The organism is Streptomyces sp. NPDC047453, from assembly GCF_040643155.1.
In the GTDB taxonomy this organism is placed as follows: domain Bacteria; phylum Actinomycetota; class Actinomycetes; order Streptomycetales; family Streptomycetaceae; genus Streptomyces.
Map to the genome: position 1 here is coordinate 64,729 of NZ_JBEYTS010000004.1, position 13,974 is coordinate 78,702.

Annotated in this window: 15 protein-coding genes; 8 read left to right on the forward strand and 7 right to left on the reverse strand. The window is 71.4% G+C overall.

Features of this window, described 5'->3' with window-relative positions; genetic code table 11:
• Nucleotides 1–217 precede the first annotated feature (217 nt).
• The 8 genes from ABZ818_RS05805 (at nt 218) to ABZ818_RS05840 (ending at nt 8,264) form a co-directional block, all read left to right on the forward strand.
• Nucleotides 218–1,027 (forward strand): NAD(P)-dependent oxidoreductase, encoded by an 810-nt coding sequence (locus ABZ818_RS05805; RefSeq protein ID WP_361411310.1) that lies wholly within the window; start codon nt 218–220, stop codon nt 1,025–1,027.
• A gap of 269 nt (nt 1,028–1,296) precedes the next feature.
• Nucleotides 1,297–2,067: a DeoR/GlpR family DNA-binding transcription regulator gene (locus ABZ818_RS05810; RefSeq protein ID WP_361411312.1), complete on the forward strand. Its 771-nt coding sequence runs from the start codon at nt 1,297–1,299 to the stop codon at nt 2,065–2,067.
• Nucleotides 2,068–2,173: 106 nt separating this feature from the next.
• Nucleotides 2,174–3,535: a sugar ABC transporter substrate-binding protein gene (locus tag ABZ818_RS05815; RefSeq protein ID WP_361411314.1), complete on the forward strand. Its 1,362-nt coding sequence runs from the start codon at nt 2,174–2,176 to the stop codon at nt 3,533–3,535.
• Complete coding sequence (locus ABZ818_RS05820; protein WP_361411316.1) at nt 3,532–4,476, forward strand: sugar ABC transporter permease; 945 nt, start codon at nt 3,532–3,534, stop codon at nt 4,474–4,476. The genes ABZ818_RS05815 and ABZ818_RS05820 overlap by 4 nt, the downstream gene beginning before the upstream one ends.
• The gene (locus ABZ818_RS05825) at nt 4,476–5,339 is read left to right on the forward strand and encodes a carbohydrate ABC transporter permease (protein ID WP_361411318.1); all 864 of its coding nucleotides are present in this window, start codon (nt 4,476–4,478) and stop codon (nt 5,337–5,339) included. Before ABZ818_RS05820 ends, ABZ818_RS05825 begins: the two co-directional genes overlap by 1 nt.
• The gene (locus tag ABZ818_RS05830; protein WP_361411320.1) at nt 5,336–6,325 is read left to right on the forward strand and encodes a zinc-dependent alcohol dehydrogenase family protein; all 990 of its coding nucleotides are present in this window, start codon (nt 5,336–5,338) and stop codon (nt 6,323–6,325) included. Before ABZ818_RS05825 ends, ABZ818_RS05830 begins: the two co-directional genes overlap by 4 nt.
• Nucleotides 6,326–6,417: 92 nt before the next feature.
• Entirely contained in the window at nt 6,418–7,632 is a 1,215-nt protein-coding gene (locus ABZ818_RS05835; RefSeq protein WP_361411655.1) for a TerD family protein, read from the forward strand.
• 47 nt (nt 7,633–7,679) lie between these two features.
• Nucleotides 7,680–8,264 carry a TerD family protein gene (locus ABZ818_RS05840; protein WP_225074115.1) on the forward strand — a complete coding sequence of 195 codons (585 nt, stop codon included), beginning with the start codon at nt 7,680–7,682 and terminating at the stop codon, nt 8,262–8,264.
• A gap of 223 nt (nt 8,265–8,487) precedes the next feature.
• On the opposite strand, the gene ABZ818_RS05845 is transcribed toward ABZ818_RS05840, so the two are convergent.
• The 7 genes from ABZ818_RS05845 to ABZ818_RS05875 form a co-directional block, all read right to left on the reverse strand.
• Nucleotides 8,488–9,915, reverse strand: a complete 1,428-nt coding sequence (locus ABZ818_RS05845) for a hypothetical protein (protein WP_361411322.1) — start codon at nt 9,913–9,915, stop codon at nt 8,488–8,490.
• 315 nt (nt 9,916–10,230) lie between these two features.
• Nucleotides 10,231–10,956: an SRPBCC domain-containing protein gene (locus ABZ818_RS05850; protein ID WP_361411324.1), complete on the reverse strand. Its 726-nt coding sequence runs from the start codon at nt 10,954–10,956 to the stop codon at nt 10,231–10,233.
• Nucleotides 10,957–10,997: 41 nt separating this feature from the next.
• The gene (locus ABZ818_RS05855) at nt 10,998–11,615 is read right to left on the reverse strand and encodes a winged helix-turn-helix domain-containing protein (protein WP_361411326.1); all 618 of its coding nucleotides are present in this window, start codon (nt 11,613–11,615) and stop codon (nt 10,998–11,000) included.
• 244 nt (nt 11,616–11,859) lie between these two features.
• Nucleotides 11,860–12,450, reverse strand: coding sequence for a DUF3618 domain-containing protein (locus ABZ818_RS05860; protein WP_361411328.1), 591 nt, complete (start codon nt 12,448–12,450; stop codon nt 11,860–11,862).
• Nucleotides 12,447–12,845, reverse strand: coding sequence for a phage holin family protein (locus ABZ818_RS05865; protein ID WP_361411330.1), 399 nt, complete (start codon nt 12,843–12,845; stop codon nt 12,447–12,449). The genes ABZ818_RS05860 and ABZ818_RS05865 overlap by 4 nt, the downstream gene beginning before the upstream one ends.
• Before the next feature lie 197 nt (nt 12,846–13,042).
• The gene (locus tag ABZ818_RS05870) at nt 13,043–13,765 is read right to left on the reverse strand and encodes a hypothetical protein (RefSeq protein WP_361411331.1); all 723 of its coding nucleotides are present in this window, start codon (nt 13,763–13,765) and stop codon (nt 13,043–13,045) included.
• Nucleotides 13,762–13,917 carry a hypothetical protein gene (locus ABZ818_RS05875; RefSeq protein WP_361411333.1) on the reverse strand — a complete coding sequence of 52 codons (156 nt, stop codon included), beginning with the start codon at nt 13,915–13,917 and terminating at the stop codon, nt 13,762–13,764. The genes ABZ818_RS05870 and ABZ818_RS05875 overlap by 4 nt, the downstream gene beginning before the upstream one ends.
• Nucleotides 13,918–13,974: the final 57 nt, after the last annotated feature.

Here is a 13,974-nt window from a genome sequence, read left to right on the forward strand (position 1 = left end):
AGCCGGGCGGGTGCACGTTTCTGGGCAGTGTCCATGTTCATGAACGCGATCACGTTAGGAGCCCCCATTCGGGCAGGTCAAGCGCGCAAACCGGCAACACAGGAGCGGATTTCGCGAGTTCACGACACACTTGACGGGGTACGGACACTGTTCATAGCGTGTCCATCCATGTGAATCGCGTCCACACACAGGACCGACCCGCGCAAGGAGACCGAGGATGCCCGCTCCCCGCACCGTTCTGCTCACCGGCGCCGCCGGCGGGCTCGGCACTCTGATGCGGGGCCTGCTGCCCGAGTACGGCTACGAGCTGCGCCTGCTGGACATGCGGCCCATCGAGGGCGAGCCGGACGCGATCGTCGCGGACCTCTCCGACCAGGACGCCCTGCGCGAGGCCGTCCGGGGCGTCGACGCGGTCGTCCATCTCGCGGGCATCTCCCTGGAGGCCCCGTTCGAGAAGGTCCTCAAGGCCAACATCGAGGGCACGTACCACTTGTACGAGGCGGCCCGCGAGGAGGGCGTGCGGCGGATCGTCTTCGCCTCCTCCAACCACGTGGTGGGCCACACCCCGCACCCCAGCCCCGGTGAGCCGCTCCTGCCGATCGAGACCCCGCGCCGCCCGGACACCTTCTACGGTCTGTCCAAGTCCTTCGGCGAGGACCTCGCCCAGCTCTACTGGGACAGGCACGGCCTGGAGACCGTCTCGGTGCGCATCGGCTCCTGCTTCCCCGAGCCGACCAGTGTGCGGATGCTCTCCATGTGGATGAGCCCCGCCGACGGCGCCCGCCTCTTCCACGCGGCCCTGACCGCCGAGAACGTGGGCCACACCGTCGTCCACGGCGCCTCCGCCAACACCCGCCTGTGGCTGGATCTGACCAGCGCGCGGGCACTCGGCTACGAGCCGCGGGACGACTCGGAGCAGTACGCCGAGAAGCTGATCGCCGAGCAGGGCGAGCTCGCCCCGGACAACAAGGCCCACGTGTACATCGGCGGCCCCTTCGTGACGGACCCGCCCATCTGGCCGTACTGACCCGGCGGAAAATCGACGCTTCCGAGGGCGGGCGGGCACCGAACGGGCCCGCCCGCCTTCGCATTCGGGCATCAGGGCTGCCCGTTCCCACGCCCCGGGGCGCCCCCGTGCAGGTCCGAGGCGGGCACCACCCGAGCCGAACGGGCATAAACGGGCAGGAGTAAACCCAAAACAAGCCTGGTCAGAACCGCGCACCCGCTGTAGAACATCCGGCAAGGGCCGCACCGGGCCCGAACGGGCATCGAGACCAGGAAGCGGGTGGTCGACCCATGAGCCACGGGACGGCCGAGGAGCGCCAGCGCGAGATCGTGCGGTTGGCGCGTGCCTCCGGATCGGTCGACGTCACCGCGCTCGCCGCCGACCTGGGCGTGGCCAAGGAGACCGTGCGACGGGACCTGCGCTCTCTGGAGGACCACGGTCTGGTGCGCCGTACCCACGGAGGCGCCTACCCCGTGGAGAGCGCCGGCTTCGAGACCACCCTGGCCTTCCGCGCCACCAGCCACGTACCCGAGAAGCGCCGGGTGGCGACCGCCGCCGCCGAACTGCTCGGGGACGCCGAAACGGTCTTCGTCGACGAGGGCTTCACCCCGCAGCTCATCGCCGAGGCCCTGCCCCGGGACCGGCCGCTGACCGTGGTCACCGCCTCCCTGCCGGTCGCGGGCGCGCTCGCCGAGACCGGCACCATCTCCGTGCTGCTGCTCGGCGGCCGGGTCCGCTCCGGCACCCTCGCCACCGTGGACCACTGGACGACGAGGATGCTGTCCGGTTTCGTCATCGACCTGGCGTTCATCGGCGCCAACGGAATCTCCCGCGAGCACGGTCTGACCACGCCCGACCCGGCGGTCAGCGAGGTGAAGGCGCAGGCGGTCAGAGCCGCGCGCCGGGTGGTGCTCGCGGGCGTCCACACCAAGTTCGGGGCGGTCAGCTTCTGCCGGTTCGCCGAAGTCGGCGCGTTGGAGGCGATCGTGACGAGCACCCTGCTCCCGGCGACCGAGGCACACCGCTACTCCCTGCTCGGGCCGCAGGTCATCCGGGTCTGACCGCCGAGTGGCCCGGCACCCCGCTGAACCTCACCCTTCACCCGCCCCGCGAGGCGCTCTCGTCACCCTCAAGTCCCCATTAGTGTCAACATCTCCTGGAGTACCCATGCGAACCCAGAGCCGACGTTCGCCACGGACCCTCTTCGCCGTGGCGGCGGTAGGGACGCTGATCGCTCCGCTCGCCGCCTGTTCGGGCGCCGGCGGGTCCGGATCCGCCGGCGACAGCTCCGTCAACGTCCTGATGGTGAACAATCCGCAGATGGTGGAGCTGCAGAAGCTGACCGCCACCCACTTCACCAAGGACACCGGCATCAAGGTGAACTTCACCGTCCTGCCGGAGAACGACGTCCGCGACAAGATCAGCCAGGACTTCGCCAACCAGGCCGGGCAGTACGACGTCGCCACCCTGAGCAACTACGAGATCCCGATCTACGCCAAGAACGGGTGGCTGCACCCCCTGGACGCCTACGTCGAGAAGGACACCGCCTTCGACCAGGCCGACATCCTCCCCCCGATGACCCGTGCGCTCACCGCCGAGGACGGCAAGCTGTACGGGGAGCCGTTCTACGGCGAGTCCTCCTTCCTGATGTACCGCAAGGACGTCCTGGAGAAGGCGGGCTTGACCATGCCGGACAAGCCCACCTGGAAGCAGGTCGCCGATCTGGCCGCCAAGATCGACGGCTCCGGCATGAAGGGCATCTGCCTGCGCGGACTGCCGGGCTGGGGCGAGGTCATGGCACCGCTGACCACGGTGGTGAACACCTTCGGCGGCACCTGGTTCGACAAGGACTGGACTGCACGCCTGGACTCCAAGGAGTTCAAGGAGGCCACCCGGTTCTACGTCGACCTGGTCCGCAAGCACGGCGAGGCCGGTGCCGCCCAGTCCGGCTACGCGGAGTGCCTGAACAACATGACCCAGGGCAAGACGGCCATGTGGTACGACGCCACCGCCGGAGCGGGCTCCCTGGAGGCCGACGGCTCTCCGGTCAAGGGCAAGATCGGCTACGCCCCGGCCCCGGTCGAGAAGACCGACGGCTCGGGCTGGCTCTACACCTGGGCGTGGGGCATCCAGAAGGCGTCCAAGAACTCCGAGAACGCCTGGAAGTTCATCTCCTGGGCCTCCAGCAAGGACTACGAGAAGCTCGCCGGCGAGAAGGCCGGCTGGTCCAACGTCCCGGCCGGCAAGCGTGCCTCGACCTACGACATCCCGCAGTACCGCAAGGAGGCCGCCGCGTTCGCGGACGTCACTCGGGACGCCATCGCGAACGCCAAGCCCGAGGACCCTGGCGTGCAGCCCCGTCCCGCGCCCGGCATCCAGTTCGTCGGCATACCCGAGTTCACCGACCTGGGCACCAAGGTGTCCCAGGAGATCAGCTCCGCCATCGCCGGACGCCAGTCGGTGGACAGCGCCCTGAAGAAGGCCCAGAAGCTCGCCGAGGCCGTCGCCCAGAAGTACGAGGGATCATGACCCTGACGTCACCGGCCCGCGCCGCCGCCGTCTCCGGACGGCCGGTGGCCCGGCGCCCGAACCGCATGCGTGCCTGGGCCACCCGGGCGCCCCTGCTGCCGGCGCTGCTCTTCATGATCGTCGTCACCCAACTGCCCTTCGTGGCCACCCTGGTGATCTCGTTCCTCGACTGGAACGCGCTCTACCCCGACCGGCGCCACTTCGCCGGATTCGCCAACTACGGCGAGGTGCTGAGCGACCCCGAGCTGCGCAGTTCGGTGTGGACGACCATCCTGCTGACCGTCACCGTGGTGCTGGTCAGCCTGCTGCTCGGCCTGCTGCTGGCGCTGCTGCTCGACCGCCGCTTCCGCGGCCGGGCCGCCGTGCGCACCATGCTCATCGCGCCGTTCCTGCTGGTGCCGGTCGCCGCCGCGCTGATGTGGAAGCACCTGCTGTTCAACCCGGAGTACGGGCTGTTCAACGGCATCCTGCACGCCATCGGCGGGGACGGGGCGGTTCAGCCGGACTGGATCTCCGAGATGCCGCTGATGGCGGTGGAGGCCGCGCTGATCTGGCAGTGGACCCCGTTCATGATGCTGATCCTGCTGGCCGGACTGCAGAGCCGCGATTCACAACTGCTCGAGGCGGCCAGGATGGACGGGGCGAGCGACTGGCAGATCTTCGTGCACATCACCCTGCCGCATCTGCGCCGCTACCTCGAACTCGGCGTCCTGCTCGGCTCGATCTACATCGTGCAGAACTTCGACGCGGTGTTCACCATCACCTCCGGCGGCCTGGGCACCGCGAACCTGCCGTACACGATCTACCAGACCTTCTACCAGGCGCACGAGAACGGCCTCGCCTCCGCGGCCGGCGTCATCGTCGTGATCGGCTCGATCATCCTGGCGACCTTCGCGCTGCGCGTGGTGTCGTCGCTGTTCCGTGAGGAGGTGTCCCGCTGATGGCCACCGCCACCACCGCCTCGCGGTACGGCAAACCGCGCGGCCGGTTCCGGGGTGCGGCCCTGGGCGTCGTCGCCTGGCTGGCCGGACTCGTGTTCGTGCTGCCCCTGCTCTGGATGGTACTGACGTCCTTCCACTCCGAGGCGGACGCGGCGACCAACCCGCCGTCAGTGGCCGCCGCGCTGACGTTGGACGGCTACCGGCAGTTCTTCGGGCTGACCGGCGGGGCCAGTCCCTGGCCCGCGCTGATCAACTCCATGACCGCCTCGCTGGTCTCCACCCTACTGACCCTCCTCCTCGCGCTGCCCGCCGCGTACGCGCTGTCCATCCGGCCGGTGAAGAAGTGGACCGACGTCCTGTTCTTCTTCCTGTCCACCAAGATGCTGCCCCTGGTGGCCGGTCTGCTGCCGATCTACCTGTTCGCGAAGAACACCGGCCTGCTCGACAACATCTGGGCGCTGGTCATCCTCTACACGGCCATGAACCTGCCGATCGCGGTCTGGATGATGCAGTCCTTCCTGTCCGAGGTCCCGGTCGCGATCATCGAGGCCGCCCAGATCGACGGCGCCCGGCTGCCGACCGTGCTGGGCCGCGTGGTCGCCCCGATCGCCCTGCCCGGCATCGCGGCGACCGCCCTGATCTGCTTCATCTTCAGCTGGAACGAGCTGATGTTCGCGCGGGTCCTCACGGGTGTGGTCGCCGAGACCGCCCCCGTGTTCCTCACCACCTTCATCACCAGCCAGGGCCTGTTCCTGGCCAAGGTGTGCGCCGCGTCGCTCGTCATCTCCCTGCCGGTGCTCGCCGCGGGGTTCGCCGCCCAGGACAAACTGGTCCAGGGCCTGTCGTTGGGAGCCGTGAAATGAAGGCCGCCGTCATCGAGTCCGTGGGCCGCGCCGTCGTCACCGAGGTCCCCGACCCGACGCCGGGGCCGCGCGAGGTCGTCGTCGAGGTGGCGGCCTGTGGGCTGTGCGGCACCGATCTGCACATCCTCCAGGGCGAGTTCGCCCCCAAGCTGCCGATCGTGCCCGGGCACGAGTTCGCCGGCCAGGTGGCCGCGGTCGGCACGCAGGTCACGGAGGTGTCGGTCGGCGACCGGGTGGCGGTCGACCCGTCGCTGTACTGCTACGAGTGCCGCTACTGCCGCGACGGGCACAACAACCTGTGCGAGCGGTGGGCCGCGATCGGCGTCACCACCGCGGGCGGCGCCGCCCGGTACGCCGTGGCCCCGGTCGCCAACTGCGTCAAGCTGCCCGAGCACATCCGCACCGAGGACGCGGCCCTGATCGAGCCGCTGTCGTGCGCGGTCCGCGGCTACGACGTGCTGCGCTCGCGCCTCGGCTCGCACGTGCTGATCTACGGCTCCGGGACCATGGGCCTGATGATGCTGGAACTGGCCAAGCGGACCGGCGCGGCCGGCGTGGACGTGGTCGACGTGAACCCGGCCCGCCTGGAGACGGCCCGGCAGCTGGGCGTGTCGGCGTCCGCGGCGAACGCGGACGAGCTGGACCGGCCGCAGGGCTGGGACGTGGTGATCGACGCGACCGGCAACGCGGCGGCGATCCAGGACGGCCTGGACCGGGTGGCGAAGGCGGGTACGTTCCTCCAGTTCGGGGTGGCCGACTACGCGACCCGGGTGATGATCGACCCGTACCGGATCTACAACCAGGAGATCACCATCACCGGCTCCATGGCGGTGCTGCACAGCTTCGAGCGGGCCGCCGAGCTGTTCGCGGCCGGGGTGCTGGACCCCGAGGTCTTCATCAGTGACCGGATCCCGCTGGAGCGGTACCCGGAGGCGCTGGAGCAGTTCGCGTCCGGGGTGGGGCGGAAGATCGTGGTCGTGCCATAGCGAGGACCGGCCACGGCGCTTCACCGCTTCACCCGTCTGCCGGGTAAGGGAACGGTAAAGCGCCCTCGGTCGTTACCTCCCACATGACAGCTATGACCCCCGGCTCGAACATCCCTCTGGCCGCCGCGCGTGTGGCGGTGGACGTCGCCGCTCCGGTGCGGCTGGACGTATCGGGCCTGCTGCTCACCGCCGACGGCAAGGTGCGCTCGGACGACGACTTCATCTTCTACAACCAGCCGTCCGGGCCGGGCGTGACCTACCGTTCGGGCGGCGGCGGCGCGCCCGACGCGATCATCGTGGACACCACCGCGGTGCCGCCGGGCATCGAGAAGATCGTGGTCACCGCCAGCCCGGACGCCGCCGGGCAGACCTTCCAGGGCATCGAGCCCACGGCCACCATCCGCGACGCGGACAACGGCTCGGCGCTGGCCACGTTCACCCCGCCGCGGCTCGGCACCGAGACGGCGCTGGTGGTCGTGGAGATCTATCTGCGGGGCGGCCAGTGGAAGGCGCGGGCCGTCGGCCAGGGGTACGCCGACGGACTCGCGGGCATCGCCACCGACTTCGGCGTGACGGTGGAGGAACCGGCCCCCGCCCCGGTGGCCCCGCCGCAACCGGTCGTCCCGCCCCAGCCGCTCACCCCGGCGCCCCCGGCGCCCGCCGCGCAGTCCCCGGCCGCTCCTCCGGTTCCCCCGGCCCCGCCGGCCGCCGTCCCCGCTCCCGGTGCCGGGAAGGTCAACCTGGACAAGGGCCGGGTCAGCCTCCAGAAGAACCAGACCGTGTCCCTGGTCAAGGGCGGCCGCCCACTGCTCGCCCGGGTGAAGATGGGCCTCGGCTGGGAACCGGCGTACCGCGGCGCCGACATCGACCTGGACGCCTCGGTCATCGCCTACGGCCCGCAGCGCAACCACATCGACAGCTGCTACTTCGGCAAGCTCACCATCCTGAACGGCGCCGTGAAGCACTCCGGCGACAACCTCACCGGCGAGGGGGCGGGCGACGACGAGGTGATCGTGGTCGACCTCGGGCGTCTGCCCCAGGAGGTGACCGGCCTGGTGTTCACCGTGAACTCCTTCTCGGGCCAGAAGTTCACCGAGGTGGCCAAGGCCTACTGCCGCCTGGTGGACGCGACCACCGAGGAGGAGCTGGTCCGCTTCGACCTCACCCACGCCGAGCCGCAGACCGGGGTGATGATGGCCAAGCTCATCCGGCAGTTCACCGGCGAGTGGGAGATGACGGCCATGGGCGACTTCGTCAAGGCCCGGACCGTACGGAACATGGTGAAGCCTGCGGCCCAGGCGCTGTAGGACAGAATTCGCCTGTCGCAGTCATTTCACCGGAGGATGAACCACAGATGATCACGCTGACGAAAGAAGACGGCCCGGCGGACCTGGACGGGGTGACCCACATGTCCATCGGCGTGTCCTGGGATCCCACGGGGGGCACCTCCGGCGGGGTGATGGGCGTGCTCCGCCGCAAGATGGGCACCGACCTCGACCTGATCGCCGTCGCCATGCAGGGCGCGGACCCGGTGCGCCTGGCGGGCCTGGACTCGCTGGACCCCATGGGCAACGGCTCACTGCTGCACAGCGGCGACAACCAGACCGGCCGGGGCGACGGCGACGACGAGACGGTGACGGTCGAGTTCGCCCGGATACCGCAGAACATCACCTCGATCGTGTTCATCGCCTCGGCCTTCAAGAAGGGGAGCTCCTTCCAGAAGGCGCGCAACATCAGCTTCAAGGTGTACGACGCGACCGGGGGCACCTCCCAGCAGGTCGCCGACATCTGGCCGAGCCTGCTCACCCAGGACAACGGCTGCGCCGTGGCCAAGGCCATTCGGGTCGGCGGCTCCTGGAAGCTCGAGGTGATCAACGAGACGGGGAAGATCAAGCAGGGCGACGAGCACGCCCTGATGCGCTTCGCCGTCAGCAAGTGACACCACGCGACACATGACCAGACGGCCGCGGCCCGCACGCTGGGCGCGGGTCGCGGCCGGTCCATGACCGCGGGACCCGTACCCACGCGGGGGAGACGGTCGCCGCCCTCGCCGGGGTCCGCAGCCGCGCGGGCATACGCTCCGCCGCGCGGGCGGCGCCGAACGCGCCGTGTTCCGCCCGCCTCCGACGCCGCCCGGAGTGCCGCCTGCCCGGATCCGCCGCTCAACCGCCGTGCGCGGAGCGGGCCTTGAACGCCGCCTTGCGTGCTTCCTTGGCGGTCCTCTTGTCCGGGTGCAGCCGTCCCATCGCCTCCAGCACGTCCGCCGTCTGCGGGTGGTCCACCCGCCAGGCCGCCGCGAAGAAGCCGCTGTGCTGCTCGGCGAGCCCCTCGACGAGGGCGTGCAGTTCCTCGGAGTCGCCCTCGGCCGCCAGTTGGGCGGCCACCGTGTCGATGGTCAGCCAGAAGATCATCTCCTGGGACGGCGGCGGCACGTCGGCCAGACCGCGCTCGGTCAGCCAGACCCGGGCCAGACCGCCCAGTTCGGCGTCGTCGAGCACCTCCCGCAGCGCCGGTTCGGCCTCGGCTCCGACCAGGGACAGCGCCTGCTGGCAGCGCAGCCGCCGCAGCGGCGCGCCCGCGTCCGTGCCGCGCGCCGCGGCGAGCAACTCCCGTGCGGCGGACAGGGGTTCACGGCGCGCCAGCCACTGCTCGGTCTCCGCGTGCGTGGCCGCCGGGGGAAACCCTGCGGTGCCGTCGAGCAGCGCGTCGGCGCCCTTGTCCGCGAGTTCGCCGATCACCGGCGCCCGGCAGCCGGCCTCCAGCAGCCGGGTCCGCAGACCGTGCAGTCCGAGCGGGGTCAGCCGCACCATGCCGTAGCGGGCGACGTCCACCTCCTCGACCGGCGTCGACGGCTCGTTCTCGGCGTCCGCCATCAACTCCTCGTCCACCGGCCGGTACTCGACCAGGCCTGCCGGCTCCAGCAACCGGAACTGGTCGTCCAGCCGCATCATCGCCTCGGAGACCTGCTCCAGTATGTCGTTGGTGGGCTCCCCCATGTCGCTGGGCACGATCATGGAGGCGGCGAGCACGGGCAGCGGCACCGGGCCGCTGCCGGACCCGTCCGCGCCGGCCGTCAGCCGGTAGAGGTTGGCGAGCACCCCGTCGAGGAACTCCGCCTCCGCCTCGGGGTCCCAGTCCAGCCCGGACAGGTCGACCGCGCCGCCCCGGCCCACCGCTTCGACCAGCGCGTCCGGATCGGGCACGCTCGCGTCGGCCAGCACGCCCTCGAGGGCGTTCGTCCAGACCGCGAGCACGTCGTGCGGGGAGCCGCCGGTCAGCAGGGCCAGGTCGGGGCCGGGCGCGACGGCGCCCTCGTCCTCGTCGACGATGCGGACGAGCCCGGCGTCCAGGGCGACCCGCCAGGCCTCGCTCACCCCGGCCGCCGCGCCGTCGCCGCTCAGGCCGAGCGCCTCGGCCGCGGCGGGCAGTTGCTCCTCGGCCAGCGCGCCGTCGGCGTCGACCCGTGTCCCGTCTCCGGCCCAGCGCGCGAGCCGCGCGGCGCGGGACAGCAGCGGGGTGGCGAGCGCGTCCCGGGCCAGCTCCGGTTGGGAGGCGAGCAGCACCGGCGGGAACGAGGACCTGTCTGACATCGGCTGGTTTCTCCTAGCGGACCGGGGGCCCGGAGGGTGGGAAGCCCACGGGCCGGTAAGTCTGACGACTCAACCGCTCAGCCTAGACGGATTTCGACCCATCCCATCCGGTTCACCTTTCCGTCATGCCCCGTACATGACCGAAACCTTGACAGCCGACCGGGCCGCACAGGAGATTGACGCGCGTAGATAAGCGGAGGCGACCGTATCTGCACGTCAACGCGGAGTTCCTCGACCAGACCAGCGACCACGACCCGCAGGTGCTGCGGTTCCACCCGTAACACCCGCGTGTCCTGGGGACGGGGTCGGCGGCCGTCAGGCGCAGACCCCGTCCAGCCATTCCCGCCAGGCCACTTCGTTGGCCTTGGCGTCGGCGTCCGGCGCGAAGTCGTGGACGCTGACGCCGACCGGGGCGCCCCAGTGGTTGCGGCCGAAGAGGCGGATGAGGGCGTCGTCGGTGCGCAGCCCGATGAAGTACGGGCTGCGGTAGTCCAGCACGGCCTCGAACGTCCGGGGCCCCTGGACGGTCACGCGCGCACCCGTGGCCGTGTCGTCGGTGAGCCCGAGGGCCCGGCCCACGGCCGTGAAGGCGTCGGGGGCGGTGGACGCCTCCGGGCCGTCCAGGGTCGCGAAGGCCACCGGGCGCGGCGCGAAGTGCGTCAGGTACTCGCGCAGGGTGTGCATATAGAAGTCGGTGTGCTTGCTCGCGCCGTCGTACTGGTTGTCCCAGTCGTCGGTGAAGACGCCGCTGTGCACGTACCGCACCCAGGCGCGGCGGCCGCCGTCGCGCGGTTCGATGGTGTGGTCGAGCTGGTTGAGCGACTGGACCGGGAACCCGACGTCCTCGCTGCGGTTGGTGTAGCGGTGCGGCGGGTCCCAGGCGGTGACCGTGGACCCGAACGGTCCGGCGCCGCCCACCCGGGGCTCCGGCGGCTCCATCGGCCACAGGTATCCACCGGTACCGGACGTGACCGCCTCCCACACCTCCTGGGGGGTGGCGTCGACCTCAAACTCACGGACGATCTCGAATTCCTTGGACATGACGGGCTCCTGCTCGGCGACGGTCGGTGGGTGCTGGGCCGTTACTGGGCTTCGGGTTCCACGGCGGGCGCGGCCCGCTCCTTCACCGTGGGGTGGAAGGCGACGACGATCCGGTGGTCGCGCCCGCCCTCGGTGTCCGGGGCGTCGTACTTGCGGATCAGGGCGGTGACGCCCGCCGTCAGCTCCTCGACGAACGCGGCCCGGTCGGCGGCCGATGCGAAGCGGACCTCGCCGTCCAGCGCGTAGGTCGCCAGCCGCTTGCGGGCCTTGGCCGCGCCGGTGATCAGCGAGCCGACGTCGCGCACCAGCCGGGCGCCGAGGGCCAGCAGCCAGCGCGCGGAGAGCTGGTCGCGGAAGCGGTCCGGGTCGGGCTGCACGGAGGCCAGGGCCAGCGGGGAGATGACGTACGACGCGGCGGTCGCGCGCATCAGCCGCTCGGTGACGTTGCCCTTGCGGCGCTCACCGGCCAGCTCGACCAGCCCATGCCGCTCCAGCGCCTTGAGGTGGTAGTTCACCTTCTGGCGGGGCAGGCCGACCGCACCGGCCAGCATGGCGGCCGAGGCGGGGCCGGCCGCCAGCTCGGCGAGCAGCCTGGCCCTTATGGGATCCAGGGACACGGCTGCGGCCTCGGGGTCCTCGATCACGGTGACGTCCAGCATGGGACCCACCTTCCCACCGAAAACTTTTTTTGTCCAGGCGGTTCGATTTTTCGGTGGGTCGGTGCGTCGGTGGGCCGATGCATCGGTCGCCGGGCGCACGGGAAGGCCGCCCCCACCTCTCAGGTGGGGGCGGCCTTCAGGAAGCCGGAGGTCCCGGTGTGCCGTGGTCCCGGTGCCGGTGGTTACGGCGTGCCAGTGGTCCCGGCTGCCGTGCTCCCGGTGTGCCGTTCCGGACCGGGCGGCCTCAGCGGCGGCGGCTGCGCCGGATCAGCAGTCCGGCCGCGACCAGCGCCGCGCCCGCCGCGAGCGCGATCACCAACGGGCGCGGGTTGCGGCGGTACGCCTCGACCGCGTTGGTCACCGGAGCGGAGTGCCCGGCCCGGGTCGCCTGCTCCTGAACCGTGTGCCCGGCCCGGGTCGCCTGCTCCTGAACCGTGTGCCCGGCCCGGGTCGCCTGCTCCTGAACCGTGTGCCCGGCTCGTATGGCCCGTTCCTGAACCGTGTGGCCCGCCCGCGAGGCCCGCTCCTGGACGGTGTGCCCGGTCCGGCTCGCCCCCGCCTGGGTCCGGTGGCCGGCATGGGTGGCCTTCTCCTGGACGACGTGCCCGGCGTGCGCGGCGGAGCTGCGCAGCTGGACCGTCAGGGCGCCGGCCTTGTCCATCAGGTCGGCCGCACGGGCCTTCGCCCGGCCCTTCACATCCGCCTTGGCGGCCAACTCCTCGACAGTGTCGCCGAGTCGGCTCCTGGTCTGTTCGATCTGCGACCTCAGCTCATCGGGGCCCTTCGCGCCCGCCGGCGGAGTGGCGCCGCCGTCCCCCTGTGTCCTGTCCGTCATCGGTGGTGTGCCCTTTCCTTGATCGCTTCGACGTCCGCCTTGACGCTGCCGAGCATCTCCTCCGGTGTGGGCGGTGCGGCGCGGCGCAACTGGGCACGTCCGACGACGGCCAGCACGCCCGCGACCACGAACAGCACGGCCGCCACGATGAGCGCCGCGGCCCACACGGGCAGCGCCAGCGAGAGGGCGGCGGTGGCCGCGCCGGCGAGCACGATCAGCCCGACATAGCCGACGGCGCCCGCCGCTCCGAGCAGCCCGCCGCCGCGTCCCATGCGGCGCCCCTTCTCGGTCAGCTCCAGCTTGGCCAGGGCCATCTCCTGCCGTACGAGCTGGGAAAGCTGCTCGGTGGCCCGGTGGACGAGTTCACCCACCGAGTGCTCGCCCTCCGCAGGCACAGTCGGTGAACGGTCGCCCACCGACGGTTCGGCCGGCAGGCGTTCGGCCACCGGACGTTCAGCCGGTGAACGGTCGTCCGCCGAGCGGTCAAGCACTGGGCGACGCCGGTCGCGTACAGGCCTCACATCGATCGTCCCGGTCACGGTGTCCGCCTCCTCTCGGTCCGGACCATCCGGGTACCCCGGGACCACTGCGATTACCCGTGGCCCGTACCGCCGGGTCCGCGCTCGCCGAGACGGGCCAGCTGGGTTTGGAACCAGTCGAGGCGCGCCTGCAACAGGGCGGCCTCCGCGACGAGTTCGGGCACCCCGAGCCCTTCGGGCCCGGCAAGCGGCCCGCCGGGCGATCCCGATGCGGCAACCGCCGCGGCGACCGGTGCCGGCCCGCCGCCCGCCACGACCCGCAGCCCGTCCCCGGCCATCCGGGCGAAGCCGGCGGGCGTCACGGACGTACGGCCGCGCAGGCAGCCCACGCAGACGGCGGTCAGCGCGCGCCAGCCGGGCCTGCCCCAGCCCGCGTCGGCCAGGGCGGAGGCGGGCGCGCCGCACGCGCACGGGCCGACCGCCGCCGTGCGCACTCGTTGGCGGGCGTAGCGGAAACCGCGTTCGTAGCGGATGTAGGCGCCGAGGACGGAGACCTCCAGCAGGACGGCACTGCGGTGTTCGGCCGTGCACAGCAGGGCCTCGGCGGCGGCGCGTTCGTGCACGCAGTGGAATCCACAGTCGCACAGGCGGGCCGGTGGCCGGTGCCGGCGGCCGTAGACGCAGGCCGCGTCCGCGACGACGCCGTACGGCAGTGCGCCGCCGAGCGACACTCCGGTGAAGCGGACCCGGGTGCCGTCGTGGGACAGCACCGGGTGGGCGATCTTGTATCCGGTCGGCGGCTCCGTGGGGCGTTCCGCGGGCAGCCGCAGCCTCATCGGGCGGCCGAAGCCCCTTCGGGCATGGCGGCGGCCCGCGGTTCCTGGATCCGCTGGATCTCCTGGACCGCCTCGGGGAGTCCGGTCTCCTCCTCGCGGGCCGGCGACCGCTCCTCCGCGACTCCGGTGGCCAGTGCCTTGCCGAGCTTCATGACGCTCTACCTTTCTGCCGGGCCTGCACGTCGGTGACCTCCTGCCCATGGTGACGC

Bases quoted from the DNA above. Each gene is read 5' to 3' on its own strand.
- ABZ818_RS05805 (WP_361411310.1), top strand. From the start codon at position 218: ATGCCCGCTCCCCGCACCGTTCTGCTCACCGGCGCCGCCGGCGGGCTC.
- ABZ818_RS05810 (WP_361411312.1), top strand. From the start codon at position 1,297: ATGAGCCACGGGACGGCCGAGGAGCGCCAGCGCGAGATCGTGCGGTTG.
- ABZ818_RS05815 (WP_361411314.1), top strand. From the start codon at position 2,174: ATGCGAACCCAGAGCCGACGTTCGCCACGGACCCTCTTCGCCGTGGCG.
- ABZ818_RS05820 (WP_361411316.1), top strand. From the start codon at position 3,532: ATGACCCTGACGTCACCGGCCCGCGCCGCCGCCGTCTCCGGACGGCCG.
- ABZ818_RS05825 (WP_361411318.1), top strand. From the start codon at position 4,476: ATGGCCACCGCCACCACCGCCTCGCGGTACGGCAAACCGCGCGGCCGG.
- ABZ818_RS05830 (WP_361411320.1), top strand. From the start codon at position 5,336: ATGAAGGCCGCCGTCATCGAGTCCGTGGGCCGCGCCGTCGTCACCGAG.
- ABZ818_RS05835 (WP_361411655.1), top strand. From the start codon at position 6,418: ATGACCCCCGGCTCGAACATCCCTCTGGCCGCCGCGCGTGTGGCGGTG.
- ABZ818_RS05840 (WP_225074115.1), top strand. From the start codon at position 7,680: ATGATCACGCTGACGAAAGAAGACGGCCCGGCGGACCTGGACGGGGTG.
- ABZ818_RS05845 (WP_361411322.1), bottom strand. From the start codon at position 9,915: ATGTCAGACAGGTCCTCGTTCCCGCCGGTGCTGCTCGCCTCCCAACCG.
- ABZ818_RS05850 (WP_361411324.1), bottom strand. From the start codon at position 10,956: ATGTCCAAGGAATTCGAGATCGTCCGTGAGTTTGAGGTCGACGCCACC.
- ABZ818_RS05855 (WP_361411326.1), bottom strand. From the start codon at position 11,615: ATGCTGGACGTCACCGTGATCGAGGACCCCGAGGCCGCAGCCGTGTCC.
- ABZ818_RS05860 (WP_361411328.1), bottom strand. From the start codon at position 12,450: ATGACGGACAGGACACAGGGGGACGGCGGCGCCACTCCGCCGGCGGGC.
- ABZ818_RS05870 (WP_361411331.1), bottom strand. From the start codon at position 13,765: ATGAGGCTGCGGCTGCCCGCGGAACGCCCCACGGAGCCGCCGACCGGA.
- ABZ818_RS05875 (WP_361411333.1), bottom strand. From the start codon at position 13,917: ATGAAGCTCGGCAAGGCACTGGCCACCGGAGTCGCGGAGGAGCGGTCG.